The sequence below is a fragment of the Rhizobium sp. R635 genome (assembly GCF_002211285.1).
GTDB lineage: Bacteria > Pseudomonadota > Alphaproteobacteria > Rhizobiales > Rhizobiaceae > Rhizobium.
Window position 1 is genome coordinate 52,101 of record NZ_LOKX01000013.1, and the last position, 14,730, is coordinate 66,830.

A 14,730-nucleotide genomic window follows, 5' to 3' on the forward strand; every position below is an offset into this window, starting at 1 on the left:
CTTCACAGTCAAGATCGAAATGTCGCAAGAGGACGATATTTTGACGCAGAGAGGTCGTCAAAATGAAAAAAGCCGTCCGGAGGTCGGACGGCTTTCTGATGCAAGAGATTGGATTTACTTGTAGACCGGCTGCTGCAGCGGGATTTCCGGCGGCGGTTCGTAGCTCGCCTGGGCGCATCCGCCGAAGAGGTAGCGGCCACCGACGCGGACTTCATGGGCGCTGAGGCCCTTGTCGCGGCCCGGACCGCCATTTTCGGCATAGCCGAACATGTTGCCGCCATCGATATGCAGGTATCGGTAGCCGACATCGGCCTTGAAGTTGCAGGTGACGTCAACCGAGGCGCCGGCCATGAGGGCGTAGGTGAAGCGCCAGTTGCCCTTGCCGCCATGGGTGACCTCGTCGTCGCAGAAGCTGCCGTCATCGGCGCAGGCGACGTTGCGCAGGTTCTTCCATTTCACGTAGGAACCGCCGATACCGGCGCCGACATAAGGCGTCACGTAGCCGTAAGTGCCAAGATCGACATAGGCGTTGGCAAGCAGTGTGTAAGCGGTCAGCGAAGAGCGGTCGCTCGAGGTGCAATCCACCAGTGGGAAGCCGCACTGCCCGACCGTCGAGCCGCGGAAATCAGCCTGCGTGAGATAGTCGAAGGTCAGATCGGTGCGCAGATAGCTGTTGATCTGATAACCGACACCGCCGCCGATGGTCCATGCGTCGTCGAGGTCGGCATCGTCGAAATCGACTTCCGTGGCGTTGCTGCCCTGGAAATAGCGCGCGCCGCGCAGATCGGTGAAGGCATAACCGACATCGCCGCGCAGATACCAGCCGGTCGCTTCGGTAACCGCCACCTCGGGCGGCTGTTCAGGGATGGGTTCGGCAGGGGCGAGATCCGCGGAATAGGCGTTTGTCGCTATCAACAATGCGGCGAGGATGCCGGACAAGCTTCTCTTCATGGATTTCACTCCAAAATCCGGTTGCGTCGGCAGGCTCAGTCGCTGCCAATCTGATACGCTGTGCATGGATAATGAATTGAAAACGTTAAAAGCTGCTTAACCACGATTATTTACTGTATTTGGCAGATATTCCTGAAGGAAAAACTAGAGCATGTCGCGCAAAAGTGTGCGGCGGTATTGCGATAACGACATGCTTAAAAACAAAGACTTAAAGCGCAAGGAGCGAATCTGAAAGATCGCGACGCGCTTTAGGATCGCGTCGATAAGAATTCGGTCAGCAGCGGCCATATGCTCCGGCTGAACCAATCCGCATAACGAAAAAGCCGGTGCTTGTGCACCGGCTTTCGATAATCTGCTCTCACTGGGATCAGGCGGCGGTGCGAACGTTCGAGATCGTGCCGATCAGCTCGTTGACGATGCGCTCGATCTGGGCGCGGTCGTCGCCCTCGGCCATCACGCGGATCAGCGGTTCGGTGCCTGAGGGGCGGATGACGAGGCGGCCGTTCCTGGCGAGCTCGGCTTCGGCATCGGCGATCGCCTTCTGCACCTGGATATCCTCCAGAGGCTTGCCGCCGCTGATGCGGACATTGCGCAGGAGCTGCGGCACCGGCTCGAATCGGCGGCAGACCTCGCTGACGGTGCGCCCCGTGCGCTTGACCGCGGCAAGGATCTGCAGCGCGGCAACCAGGCCGTCGCCTGTCGTGCCGTAATCCGAGAGCACGATATGGCCGGACTGCTCGCCGCCGACATTGTAGTTGTGCTGGCGCATATGCTCGACGACATAGCGGTCGCCGACCTTGGTGCGGGCAAGCGCCATGCCGCGATCGTCGAGGAAGCGCTCGAGGCCGAGGTTGGACATCACGGTGGCAACGATGCCGTTGCCGCGCAGCTGCTGGCTCTCGGCCCAGCTCTCGGCGATGACGGCCATCAGCTGGTCGCCGTCGACGATCGAACCGTTCTCGTCGATGATGATGACGCGGTCCGCATCACCGTCGAGCGCGATACCGATATCGGCGCGGACCTCGTCGACCTTCTTCTGCAGCGCGACGGGGCTGGTGGAGCCGCAATTGAGATTGATGTTGGTGCCGTTCGGCTCGTTGCCGATGGTGACGACGTCGGCGCCAAGCTCCCAGAGCACGGCGGGCGCCACCTTGTAGGCAGCACCGTTAGCGCAGTCGATCGCAATCCTCAGGCCCTGCAGCGTCACGTCGCGCGGCAGCGTGCGCTTGGCATGTTCGATATAGCGGTCGTGAACGCCGTCGACGCGCTTGGCGCGGCCGATGTCGTCGGATTTGGCAAGCTGCGCGTTGAGGTCTTTTTCGAGCAGATCTTCGATCTCCGCCTCGATATCGTCGGACAGCTTGTAACCATCGGGGCCGAAGAGCTTGATGCCGTTATCCTCGTAAGGATTGTGCGAAGCGGAGATCATCACGCCGATATCGCAGCGCAGCGAGCGCGTCAGCATGGCGACGGCAGGCGTCGGGATCGGGCCGAGAATGAAGGCATCGAGGCCCGCGGCCGTGAAGCCCGCAACCATGGCGTTCTCGAGCATATAACCGGAAAGGCGCGTATCCTTGCCGATGACGACGCGATGGCGATGGTTGCCGCGGCGGAAGATCGTGCCGGCGGCGATACCGACCCGCATCGCGAGATCCGGCGTCATCGGGAAGACATTGGACTGGCCACGAATGCCGTCGGTCCCGAAATAGCGTCTTTTCATCTGCACTCCTAAGCTTTCCGCGCGCCATTCAAGGCTGCGCATCGTTCCAAGCGATCTGGTCCCACCGGTCTGTCGTCAGTCCGGGAACCTTTGAATCACACTTGCTTCCATTCATCGGGATGCCACAAAACATGAGCATCAGCACGTAAATTACCGAGAAAAATGATTATATCCCGTTACCAATGAAAAAGGCCGGCTTTCCCTCGCGGGAAAGCCGGCCTTTTTCGGAGTGATGCTGGCCGCTCAATGCGGCTGCGGTTCGAGGCCGCCCTCGGGCTCGTCGCCCTTGGTGGCGGGCCGCGCGCCGGCCTTCGGAACGGCCGAGCCACGGCTCGGCGGAGAATCGTCGCCGAGATCGCGCGACGGCTTCTCGCCGCGGATCAGCGCCTTGATCTCATCGCCGGTCAGCGTTTCGTATTCGAGCAGGCCTTCGGCAAGAGCGACGAATTCGTCGTGCTTTTCCGTGAGGATCGTGCGCGCCTGGGTATAGGCTTCATCGATCAGGCGGCGCACTTCATTGTCGATCTTCTGCGCGGTCGCCTCCGAAACGTTCTTCGACTGCGAAACCGAATGGCCGAGGAAGACTTCCTGCTGGTTTTCGCCGTAGGCGACCTGACCGAGCTGATCGGAAAAGCCCCATTGCGTGACCATGGCGCGGGCAAGCTTGGTAGCCTGCTCGATGTCGGAGGAGGCGCCCGAAGTGATGTTCTCCTTGCCGAACGTCAGCTCTTCGGCAACGCGGCCGCCCATCATGATGCAGAGGCGCGAAACCATCCACTTGTAGCTCATGGAGTAGCGGTCGCCCTCAGGCAACTGCATGACCATGCCGAGCGCACGGCCGCGCGGAATGATCGTCGCCTTGTGCAGCGGATCGGCGACGGCGACATTGAGCGCGGTGATGGCGTGGCCGGCTTCATGGTAAGCGGTGAGCTTCTTCTCCGCTTCGGTCATCGCCGAAGAGCGGCGCTCGGCGCCCATCATGATCTTGTCCTTGGCGTCCTCGAATTCCTGCATGGTGACGACACGCTTGTTGCGGCGTGCGGCCATGAGGGCAGCTTCGTTGACGAGGTTCATCAGGTCGGCGCCGGAGAAACCGGGCGTACCGCGGGCGAGAACCTTGAGATCGACATTCGGCGCCAGCGGAACGTTGCGGGCATGCACCTTGAGGATGCGCTCGCGGCCGACGATATCCGGGTTCGGCACCACGACCTGGCGGTCGAAACGGCCGGGACGCAGCAGCGCCGGGTCGAGAACGTCGGGACGGTTGGTGGCGGCGATCAGGATCACGCCCTCATTCGCCTCGAAGCCGTCCATTTCCACCAGCAACTGGTTCAGCGTCTGCTCGCGTTCGTCGTTGCCGCCGCCGAGACCGGCGCCGCGATGGCGGCCGACGGCGTCGATTTCGTCGATGAAGATGATGCAGGGCGCATTCTTCTTCGCCTGTTCGAACATGTCACGCACGCGGCTTGCGCCGACACCGACGAACATTTCGACGAAGTCGGAACCGGAAATGGTGAAGAACGGCACGTTGGCTTCGCCGGCGACCGAGCGGGCGAGCAGCGTTTTACCGGTGCCCGGAGGACCGACGAGCAGCACGCCGCGCGGGATCTTGCCGCCGAGACGCTGGAATTTCTGCGGATCACGCAGGAATTCGACGATTTCTTCGAGATCCTGCTTGGCCTCATCGACGCCTGCGACGTCTTCAAAGGTCACGCGGCCATGCGCTTCGGTCAGGAGCTTGGCTTTTGACTTGCCGAAGCCCATCGCGCCGCGCGAACCACCCTGCATCTGCCGCATGAAGAACAGCCAGACGCCGAGAATCAGAAGCATCGGCAGCAGCGTGCCGAGATAGCTCAAAAAACCCGAAGAACCGTCCGTTTCCGGACGGGCTGAAACCAGGACATTCTTCTGCTGCAGGCGATCGAGCAGACTGTCATCGATGACAGGCGAATAGGTCTGGAAGGTACTGCCGTTTTCAACATAGTTTCCGGACACACGGTTGCCCGTGACCACGACTTCCTTCACCCGGCCCGCATCGACCTCACGCAGAAACTGCGAATAAGGGATTTCGCGGGAGCCCGTCTGCGCCGGCGCCGTCTGAAACATACTGAAAAGGGCGATCAGCAGAAGCGCTATGATTGCCCACAAGGCGAAATTACGTAAGTTAGGGTTCATCGAACTCCCCAGCACTGGAACAGCCGCCTCATGGCGACCGTCTTATTTGGTTCTAACATAGGGTTGCGCCGTGCGATTGCCAAGGCGACACCCCAGGTCAGATGGTTTTTCCGTCAATACTTCTTAAAGGCAGCCCCGCATAGGGCGCCGTTGCGAAAACCGCCGAAAGCCTGTCGGCAAAGATGAAATCAAATCGTGTCAAAAAGCGGTCGAAGGGTGCGAAATACGGCATCAGATCGATCGAGCGGGAGGATTCCGGAGCCAAATAGGCTCCTTCTGAGGATAAGGCGGGTGCCGAGGCGATTGCGCGGTTCCATGCCGACTTGGGAAGGTGCTGCATACTCTCCCTCATTCCCTTCCTCGGGCTTTGCCCGAGGGATGTCACAGGAATCCAGCCACCGCGCGTCTGGGCGGTGAACGACTCAACGAAGCGCAAAGTGTCTTTTGCGCCCAAGGACTTGGGCGCGCTGCATTCCTGTGACAAGCACAGGAATGAGGGAGCGCGTGGAGTAGCGGCCTCGGCCTCTATCGACGTGGTCAACCCATTCCACACATAAAACCTCCCATCCCAAACCCCAGCCTTTCCCGGCCTCAACACCAGAGGCAATATCCCCCTGCTCTCCCGCGCCAGATAAAGCCCGTCACGCCGCAGATCGAACACCACCCTGCCGGCGGTCATCCGTCCCGGCTTACCGCCGGCGGCAAATGCCAGAATCCGTTCCATCTGTCCCCTGCCCGGCACAAATGGCTGGCCGCCGAACACAGCCGTCAGACGGCCGAGCGCATAATCGAGCACTGCACGATCCTCACGCAAACCACCAGGCGCTACCTGCCCAAGCAGGCCGCCATGAAGCATGAAGTGACGATCCAGCCATTTGGCGGCTCGGGACGACAGGGCCAGCCGCTCCTCCCAGGCCGCGCGAATATCCGTCTCCGCTGCCGCATCGGCAGGTGGCTGCCGGCGAACCCGAACGCGCTCGTACTTCTCATCCTCGTTGCTTGGGTCGTCGATCCAACCCACACCCCGCTCCCGCAGGAAAGCGCGGATATCCGCTCGGGTGGAAAAAAGAAGCGGTCGTAAAATCCAGAATCGCCGGTCGAAGAGCACGGCGTCGGCGATACCGGATGAAACCTGCTCCGTTCGCATCCCGCGCATCTCAAGTGTTTCACGCTGGTCGTCGAAAGTATGGCCGGTGACGATGAGATCGGCGCCGAGCGCTTCCGCCGCCTCGGCCAGAAGTCCGTAGCGGGCTTCGCGGGCAGCTGCCATGATTCCGGTCTTCGGCTTTTCGCCCTGCCAGATCCTGACGGTATGGGGAATGCCGAGCGACGCGCAAAGGGCTGCGATCTCTCGCGCCTCCTCTGCGGAGCCGGCGCGCAACGCATGGTCTACGGTCGCGGCGCATAGGGAAATTTCGGGATGGGGTGCGGCCTTCACGGCTTCATCGAGAAGGAGAAGCAGGCCGGTGGAATCGCTGCCGCCCGATACCGCGACGAGAATGCGCGCGGGGCGTCGAAGCGAGAAGAGAAACTGGCGGATCGCCAGCCGAGGCAATGACGTGCCCTCCGCAGACATGGCGGAAAGCGTTAGCAGGAGAGGCGCTTCTGTTCGCTCGCGACCTTGCTTATGACGGCGCGTGAGGCCTTCGGATAACGCTTCGAGACTTCGCGCAGCGTCGCGCACGCCGTCTCGGTATTGTCGAGGGCGGCAAGCGACATGCCGAGCTTCAGGAGCATTTCGGGAGCCTTTTCCGATGTCCCGTATTTCTGATGCGCATTGAGGAAAGTCTTGGCCGCCTCATTGTACTTGCCCTGCGAATAGAGCGCCTCGCCGAGCCAGAAATTGGCATCCGCCGCCCGCGCGCTGCTGGGGTAGCGGGTAATGTACTGCTCGAACTCCTGTTCGGCCGTGCCGTAATCGCCTGACAATACGTGGCCGTAGGCCGCCTTGTAGTGATCGGCCTCGCTGCCGAGCGAGGCGGTCTGCTGCGGCGTTCCACTGCTGGCATCGGGAAGCGGCGCGGAGCCGATGGTGGCGTTTTCATCCATGGTTTCGCCAACCTGGTTGCCGTTCTGATCGAACTCGATCGAACCCAGCTGCTTCGGCGGCTGCCCGAGCCCGGTATTGGCGGGCACATCGGTAGAGGGAGCCGTTTCGGCTCCCTGCGGTGCTTGGATCACCTTGGCGACATCGTCCCCGCCGGAAGCTGCCGGAGCGGTTTCGGTCTCGCTCTTCTTGACGGGTGTCTTGGCGGCACCGCCGCCGGAACCGGTCTTTTCGAGCTGCTGGAAGCGGAATTCATTGTCTTCCTGCTGTTTGCGGATCGTCTCCTGCATCTGCAGAAGCTGGAAGCTCATCTCCTCGATCCGGCCGTTCAACTGCCGCAACTGCTCTTCGAGCTGCTGCACGCGGACCTCCGCGTCGCCGCTCTGCACCTTGACAACAGGCGGCGCCGACTGGCTTTCCGCGGGTCGGCCGCCGAGATGCAGCCCAAAGAACGAGGCCGAATAGGCCACCCGTTCGCTCCCGGTCACAGCCGCGAGGCACAGCATGCCTGCCACGACAAGTTTCTTCATATGTATCGTCCTGTCCCAGTGATTCTTCGTGCCTTAAGGCACGAACAGGAGATTTTTCCAATTGCTGTCAAAAAGCAACGGAGTCTGGCCAAAGTGTGGTCAAAAAGAAAAGGCGGCCCGCAAGGGACCGCCTCGTCAAGATCCGGCTTTTGCCGGGATTTACATGCCGGCGCCGCCGAGAACGGTGACTGCGCGGCGGTTCTGCGACCAGCAGGAGATATCGTCGCAGACGGCGACCGGGCGTTCCTTGCCGTAGGAGATCGTCTTCATGCGCTGTGCCGGAACGCCGCGCGAAGCGAGGTAATCCTTGGCAGCGGCGGCACGACGAGCGCCGAGAGCCAAGTTATATTCGCGCGTGCCGCGCTCGTCGGCATGGCCTTCGACGGTGATCTGGTAGTTCGGGTAGCGGCCGAGCCACTGCGCCTGACGATCGAGCGTCTGCGAGGCATCGGCGCGGATCGACGAGGAGTCGGTGTCGAAGAAGATGCGGTCGCCGACATTGACCGTGAAGTCCTGGGCCGAGCCCGGCGTCGCAGCACCTGCACCGAGGCCCATATCGCCGGCGCTGTTCGGCATGCCGCCGTTCTTCTTGTTGGCGCAACCCGCAAGCGCGAGACCGGCGACGAGCGCGATCATGACGGGGTTGCGGGCGAAATTCTGCATGCGGCTCATTGCCGGGGTGTGAATTCGGCTCATGGCCGGGTCTCCTTGCGATTTCAGGGTTTCCGGACAGTAACCGCACTCGGTTAACCGCCCCTCAAAGTTTATGGTTAACAATTTACTGATTTGTCCCGTAGTCGCCCGGTTTTCATGATTCTGAGGCGACATGAAGGCATTGCCGCGCCTGCTACTCCAGAAGCGGCGACCAGGCCGGGTCGGAACCGTAGGTCGGCGTCTTGACGAGCTGCTCGTTGTAACCGGTCAGATCGATCGAATAGAGCTGCGGACCGCCTGCTCCTGCCGCCTGGCGGAAGAACATCAGCACGCGGCCGTTCGGCGCCCAGGTCGGACCTTCATTGTGGAAGCCGGTCGTCAGGATGCGCTCGCCCGAACCGTCCGGCTTCATCACGCCGATCGAGAACTTGCCGCCGGCCTGCTTGGTGAAGGCGATGAGATCGCCGCGCGGCGACCAGACCGGCGTCGAATAGGAGCCGTCCCCGAAGGAAATGCGGGTCTGGCCCGAACCGTCGGCGTTCATCACGTAGATCTGCGGCTTGCCGCCCCGGTCGCTTTCGAAGCTGACGCGGGCACCATCCGGCGAATAGGAGGGTGACGTGTCGATCGCAGCCGTCGAGGTCAGGCGCGTCGTCGTGCGCGAGCGCAGGTCCATCGTGTAGATGTTGGAATTGCCTTCCTGCTGCAGGCTCATGATCACCTTCTGGCCATCCGGCGAAAAGCGCGGCGAGAAGGTCATGCCCGGGAAGTTGCCGACGACCTCGCGCTGCCCGGTTTCGAGCTGCAGCAGATAGACGCGCGGCTGCTGGTTGGCGAAGGACATGTAGGTGACTTCCTGCCGGCTCGGCGAGAAGCGCGGCGTCAGCACGAGATCGCTGCCGTCGGTCAGCATGCGCACGTTGAAGCCGTCCTGATCCATGATCGCCAGCTGCCGCTTGCGCTGCTGCTTGGTGCCGGATTCGGAGACGAAGACGACGCGGGTATCGAAATAACCCTCTTCGCCGGTGATCTGCTTATAGATCGCGTCGGCGATGATGTGGGCGACACGCCGCCAGTTCTCCGGCTGGGTAAAGAACTGCTGACCGGTCATCTGCTGCCCGGCAAAAGTATCCCACAGGCGGAATTCGGCGCGAAGGCGGCCATCCGCTTCCTTGGTAACTCGGCCGGTGACCAGCGCCTGCGCATTGATGACCTTCCAGTCCTCGAAGCGCGGCGCGGCATCCGGATTGGAGATCTTTTCGATAAAGGCGGTCTTGTTGATCGGAGCAAACAGGCCGGAACGCTGCAGATCGGCGGCAATGACCTGCGAGACCTGCGCGCCTATGTCGCCCTGGAAGTCCGTCACCGCAATCGGCATCGGCTGGACATTGCCTTTTCGAAGGTCGAGGGTGACCAACGCGTTCGCCGGCGTCGTAAAGGCTGCGACCCCAATCAGGCCTGCAATGACCATCAGAGCGCGGATGAGGGAACACTTGACCATATCAAACAAGCCTTTCAGCATCTTATTGGGCAAAGCCGCTGGTGTCGAAGTTCAAAACGACTTCCTTCCAGACATCGTATTTTTCTTTCGGGAGCATGGTGAATGGCGCGGAACGCCGAACGGCGCGGAGGGCCGCAGCCGACAGTCTTTTCCGAGCGGCTTCGGTGCCGCCCGAAGCTGTTACCTTAGGTGAACCAACGATCGCGCCAGTCTTATCGAGCCACAGGTGGATAGTGATCACGACTCCGCCGTCGCTCGCCCGCACGGGAGGAACATTGAAGGAGGAAGCGATTGCGCGCTGCAAATCCACGGCCGACTTATCAGAGATCACCGCGTCGACCGGCTGCGCCAACACTTCAGGCGCACAAGCCAGAATCGTTCCGAGCATGATGACGGCTGCAATAGACTTGTTGCCATGGGACAGGTCCATCAGCATTCAGATCCCCATATCGCTGGGATGAAAGTTAAGGACAACCTCGTTCCACACGTCATACTTGTCCATCGGAAGCGTCGTACGGAACGAGGGAGCAGATTTCATCACGGCACGGTAAGCGCCACTTTCCAGCGCGCGGCGCGTTGCATCGGTGCTGCTTCCGCCGGAAGACTCGATGTCAGGCTGGCCGATAATGTTTCCATCTTTATCGAGCTTGAAATGCACCGTGATGACCATGCCGGAAAGGCCTTCCATTCCCGGAGTGATAAGCCAGTTACCCTGGATCAAACCCTGTAGCGCATCTTGTTCGCTTTGGCTGAGCTTGGAACCGCCATTGCTCTTCTTCGCCCCCAGCGATGCCTCCTGCGTCGAACGCTTGGCACCGCCGGCGGAAGGATCGGTCTTATTCAGCAAGGCCGAAATCTCATCCGCGTTGAAATCGCTTTTCATCGAGGAGGCCGCTTTCGCCACTTCCTGCTTCTTGTCGGCCTTCTTCTTGTCCGTCGGCGCTTCCGCAGCCTTCGGCTCGTCCTGAGTCTTCTCCGGCGGCTTTTCGGCCGGCTTCTGCGGCTCCGGCGGCTTCACCTGCGGTTTTGCGACCGGGGTCGGCACATTGTCCGGCAGCGCCTCAGCTTCCGGCTTCGGCGGTTCTTCAGGCTTGGCCTGCTCTTCCGGCGGCTTTTCCTCCGGCTTCGGCGGCGTCACTTCGACAGGCTTCGGCGGCGGAATGGAAGCGACTTCCTTCGGCTGCTCGACCTCGGTCTCTTCCTTGTTGACTTCCTTGACGTCGTTCGGCTTGGGATCGATCGTCGGCAGCGGTTTCTCGCTCGAATTCGCCGCCGCAGCTTCGCTGTTGCTGGGCTTGGCGTTCGGGACCGGCGGCGTCTTCAGATCGGCATTGTTGTCGCCGGCATTCTCCGCCGGCTGCGCGATCGGCGGCCGGGTCGTCGGCACAGGGGCTGACGTCTCCTTCTTCGGAGCCTTCTTGTCGCCTTGCTGCATCTGGGTAATGGATTCAACCGGCACGAGATCGACCGGCATCGCCTCGAAATCCTCCACCTTGAAGGATTCCGGCGCGCTCAAAGACACCATCGCCCAGGTGAGTACCAGGCAATGCAGAACAGCAGATGTGACGACGCTGGTCTTCATTTTGAGCGCTATTGGTCCTTCTTCTGCTGCGTCACCAGGCCGATATTCTTGAAACCGGCCCCCTGGATGCGAGCCATGACGTCGGCGATGACGCCGTAGGGCGCCGTTGCATCGCCGCGCACGAAGATACGTTCGTTATAACCGGTGGTCGCGATCGCCTCGAGCTTGGCGGCGATCTCGGCTGCCGGGATCGGCGTTTCCTGCAGGAACACTTCGCCGTCGTTCTTGACCGAAATCGTGATCGGCTGCGTCTCGGAATTCAGCGCCTTGGCCTGCGTTTCCGGCAGGTCGATCGGCACGCCGACCGTCATCATCGGTGCAGCCACCATGAAGATGATCAAAAGCACGAGCATGACGTCGACGAGCGGCGTCACGTTGATTTCGGAGATCACGGCCTTGTTCCGACCGCCGCGACGGCGGCGTCCGCCGCCCCCGCCGCCATTGCCTCCAACAGCCATACCCATGTCAGAATACTCCGTTGGTTACTGAGCGGCAGCGCGCGGCTGCAGCTTCTCGTCGATCTGGCGCGAAAGTATGGCGGAGAATTCATCCGCGAAACCTTCCATGCGCGCCGAGAGCTTGCCGGCGTCAGCGGAGAACTTGTTGTAGGCGATAACCGCCGGGATAGCGGCGACGAGGCCGATCGCCGTGGCGAGAAGCGCCTCGGCGATACCGGGCGCCACGACCGCAAGGTTGGTGGACTTCGAACCGGCGATCGCCTGGAACGAGGTCATGATGCCGACGACCGTGCCGAAGAGGCCGATGAACGGGCCGGCCGAACCGATGGTCGCGAGCGATCCCAGGCGGGCGCCGAGATATTCGGTTTCACGGGCGAGCGTCACGTCCATGGCGCGGTCGATACGCATCTGCAGGCCGATCGGCGAGCGGGCGCCGCGTTCGAAGGATTTCTTCCATTCACGCATGGCCGCGACGAAAATCGACGCCAGGCCGGTATTGTTGCGTTCCGACAGCGAGCGGTAGAGCTCTTCCAGCGACTGGCCCGACCAGAAGACCTGCTCGAACTTGTCGAACTGGCGCCGTGCGCGGCCATAGGCCAGGTATTTGTCGATGACGATCGCCCACGTCCAGACCGAGGCCGCGATGAGCCCGAGCATGACGAGCTTGACGACGATGCCGGCCTGCATGAATAGCGACCAGAGGCTGACGTCCGTCGTGGCTGCTGCCAATCCTACTTGTTCCATTGATCCAAAATCCCCGAATCCAAACGCCCGGCGCAGGACCGGGCGGCACAAAGTGATCTCGCAAGAAGTGTCTGGCGGCCGCTGCCCAAAGCCCTGGTCAAGCTTCCAAGCTCATCTTCCGCCTTCTTGCCGTCAAATTTGGTCAAAGGAAGGCGTGTACCGCGCAAACTCCGACTTTCCGAGTAAGACACTATTATGGTTAATAGATCGTTAGTGCCGGACTGTGACAGCAAGCTTATATTTGGGAGATTTTGTTCCATGGATTACTTGACCGGAGCTAAAATCCGGCTGCCCGAGCGCTCATCCTGCGGCGCGGGAATTCCTTCACACAAAACTCAAGTTTTGACAAGCGCCGATTTTCAGGCGATTCGAACCTAAAGCGGTGTACTGCCCTCAAGGAATTTCGCCGCCAGCGTTTCCGGCAGCCGCCTCGGCCGCCCCTTGGCGTTGATGACGGCGATGATCACCTTGGCCGCGATCAGCAGCGTCTCGCCCGAACGAATCTGCTGGTTGAGCACCATCTTGGCGCCGCCGGCCTTTTCCGTGTGCGTCAGGATCGTCAGCACGTCGTCCATGCGCGCCGGGCTCTTGAAGTCGATCTCCATGCGATGGACGACGAAGACGAGGCCTTCCTCGTCGGCGCTGACCAGCTCACGCTGCTCGACGCCGAGACAGCGCAGATAATCGGTTCGGCCGCGCTCCAGGAAATGCAGGTAGCGGGCGTGATAGACCAGGCCCGAAAAATCCGTGTCTTCATAATAGACCCGCTGGACGAGGCGATGCCCCGCCTCCGTCAGCTCTCCCGAAATGGAAAAAGGGCGTTCCGTCATAATTTGCTCCAAACTCAGGTGCCCTCTTTGGCGCAACGCTTCGCGGCAGGCAAGCATTGAATGCCCGGCAGCCAGGCATTGAATGCGCCGCCGGCAGGCATTGAATGATTGTCATAATTCCTAACTATTCCCGACAATGAGCGACCGATCAGGAGACGATACGATGAAGATTGCGGTTATGGGCGGAGACGGTTTCGTTGGTTGGCCAACCTCGCTGCATCTCTCCGACGCCGGTCACGACATCCATATCCTCGACAATCTCTCGCGCCGCTGGATCGACACCGAACTCGGCGTCCAGTCGCTGACGCCGATGGATTCGATCCAGGAGCGCACCCGTATCTGGCATGCCGAGACGGGCCGCCGCATCCACTTCAACCTGATCGATCTTGCCAGGGATTATGAGCTGCTGAAGACGTGGCTTGCCGAAAACCGGCCCGATGCCATCATCCATTTCGCCGAACAGCGCGCCGCGCCCTATTCGATGAAGAGCGACCGCCACAAGAACTACACGGTCAACAACAATGTCAGCGCCACGCATAACCTCCTGAACGCGCTGACGGAGCTCAATCTCGACGCCCACCTCATCCATCTCGGCACAATGGGCGTCTACGGCTATTCGACGGTCGGCGCCGCAATCCCCGAAGGTTATCTGCCCGTCGGCATCGAAACCGCGGGCGGCGAGAGGGTCAGCCAGGAGATCCTCTATCCCTCCAATCCAGGCTCGATCTACCACATGACCAAGTGCCTGGATCAGCTTCTCTTCCAGTTTTACGCCAAGAACGACGGACTGAGGATCACCGACCTGCACCAGGGAATCGTCTGGGGCACCCACACCGAGCAGACGCGCCGCCACGCGCAGCTCATCAACCGTTTCGATTACGACGGCGATTACGGCACGGTGCTGAACCGCTTCCTGATCCAGGCCGCGATCGGCTATCCCCTGACGGTGCACGGCACCGGCGGCCAGACCCGCGCCTTCATCCACATCCAGGATTCGGTGCGCTGCATCGAGCTGGCGCTGAAGAACCCGCCCGCCCGCGGCGCCCGCGTCGAGATCTTCAATCAGATGACGGAGACCCATCGCGTGCGCGACCTCGCCGAGATGATCGCCAGGATGAGCGGCGCCAAAATCGCCTGGCTGCCCAACCCGCGCAAGGAAGCCGCCGAAAACGAGCTGATCGTCCGCAACGAAAAATTCCGCGATCTCGGCCTCGAACCGATCACGCTGGAAGCGGGCCTGCTCGGCGAAATCGTCGACGTGGCGAAAAAATTCGCCTATCGCGTCGACCGCTCGCGCGTTCCGGCCGTCTCCGCCTGGACCAAGGACATCGCCGCGACGCTCGACCACGATCCGGAAGGCAAGCGGCTGAAGTCGGTGTCGTGAGCGAGGAATGGGGCGCATTGAAAGGCTCAATCAGAACTCCCTCATTCCTGTGCTCGTCACAGGAATCCAGCCACGGCGCGTCTGCGCCGTGAATAGCTCCTACCGACTGTCAAAAGAATCTCTCGCGCCCACGGACGTGGGCGCACTGGATTCC

Annotated in this window: 13 protein-coding genes; 1 reads left to right on the top strand and 12 read right to left on the bottom strand. The window is 61.2% G+C overall.

Features of this window, described 5'->3' with window-relative positions:
• Positions 1–114 precede the first annotated feature (114 nt).
• The 12 genes from ATY78_RS13095 to ybgC form a co-directional block, all read right to left on the bottom strand.
• Entirely contained in the window at positions 115–951 is an 837-nt protein-coding gene (locus ATY78_RS13095; protein ID WP_088682773.1) for an outer membrane protein, read from the bottom strand.
• 367 nt (positions 952–1,318) lie between these two features.
• Positions 1,319–2,671: a phosphoglucosamine mutase gene (gene glmM, locus ATY78_RS13100; protein WP_088682774.1), complete on the bottom strand. Its 1,353-nt coding sequence runs from the start codon at positions 2,669–2,671 to the stop codon at positions 1,319–1,321.
• Between the two features lie 243 nt (positions 2,672–2,914).
• The gene (gene ftsH / locus ATY78_RS13105; RefSeq protein WP_088682775.1) at positions 2,915–4,846 is read right to left on the bottom strand and encodes an ATP-dependent zinc metalloprotease FtsH; all 1,932 of its coding nucleotides are present in this window, start codon (positions 4,844–4,846) and stop codon (positions 2,915–2,917) included.
• Positions 4,847–4,943: 97 nt separating this feature from the next.
• Positions 4,944–6,422: a tRNA lysidine(34) synthetase TilS gene (tilS, locus tag ATY78_RS13110; protein ID WP_088682776.1), complete on the bottom strand. Its 1,479-nt coding sequence runs from the start codon at positions 6,420–6,422 to the stop codon at positions 4,944–4,946.
• Between the two features lie 11 nt (positions 6,423–6,433).
• Positions 6,434–7,423 carry a tol-pal system protein YbgF gene (gene ybgF, locus ATY78_RS13115; protein WP_088682777.1) on the bottom strand — a complete coding sequence of 330 codons (990 nt, stop codon included), beginning with the start codon at positions 7,421–7,423 and terminating at the stop codon, positions 6,434–6,436.
• Between the two features lie 159 nt (positions 7,424–7,582).
• Complete coding sequence (gene pal / locus ATY78_RS13120; protein WP_088682778.1) at positions 7,583–8,119, bottom strand: peptidoglycan-associated lipoprotein Pal; 537 nt, start codon at positions 8,117–8,119, stop codon at positions 7,583–7,585.
• A gap of 151 nt (positions 8,120–8,270) precedes the next feature.
• Entirely contained in the window at positions 8,271–9,578 is a 1,308-nt protein-coding gene (tolB, locus tag ATY78_RS13125) for a Tol-Pal system beta propeller repeat protein TolB (RefSeq protein ID WP_088682834.1), read from the bottom strand.
• Between the two features lie 22 nt (positions 9,579–9,600).
• Positions 9,601–10,014 (bottom strand): hypothetical protein, encoded by a 414-nt coding sequence (locus ATY78_RS13130; RefSeq protein ID WP_088682779.1) that lies wholly within the window; start codon positions 10,012–10,014, stop codon positions 9,601–9,603.
• Complete coding sequence (locus ATY78_RS13135; protein WP_088682780.1) at positions 10,015–11,160, bottom strand: hypothetical protein; 1,146 nt, start codon at positions 11,158–11,160, stop codon at positions 10,015–10,017.
• 8 nt (positions 11,161–11,168) lie between these two features.
• Positions 11,169–11,624, bottom strand: coding sequence for a protein TolR (gene tolR, locus ATY78_RS13140; RefSeq protein WP_003566333.1), 456 nt, complete (start codon positions 11,622–11,624; stop codon positions 11,169–11,171).
• Between the two features lie 18 nt (positions 11,625–11,642).
• The gene (gene tolQ / locus ATY78_RS13145; RefSeq protein ID WP_004671617.1) at positions 11,643–12,362 is read right to left on the bottom strand and encodes a protein TolQ; all 720 of its coding nucleotides are present in this window, start codon (positions 12,360–12,362) and stop codon (positions 11,643–11,645) included.
• Positions 12,363–12,736: 374 nt separating this feature from the next.
• Positions 12,737–13,192: a tol-pal system-associated acyl-CoA thioesterase gene (gene ybgC, locus ATY78_RS13150; RefSeq protein ID WP_004671619.1), complete on the bottom strand. Its 456-nt coding sequence runs from the start codon at positions 13,190–13,192 to the stop codon at positions 12,737–12,739.
• Between the two features lie 163 nt (positions 13,193–13,355).
• On the opposite strand from ybgC, the gene ATY78_RS13155 reads away from it, so the two are divergent.
• Positions 13,356–14,576, top strand: coding sequence for an NAD-dependent epimerase/dehydratase family protein (locus ATY78_RS13155; RefSeq protein WP_088682781.1), 1,221 nt, complete (start codon positions 13,356–13,358; stop codon positions 14,574–14,576).
• Positions 14,577–14,730: the final 154 nt, after the last annotated feature.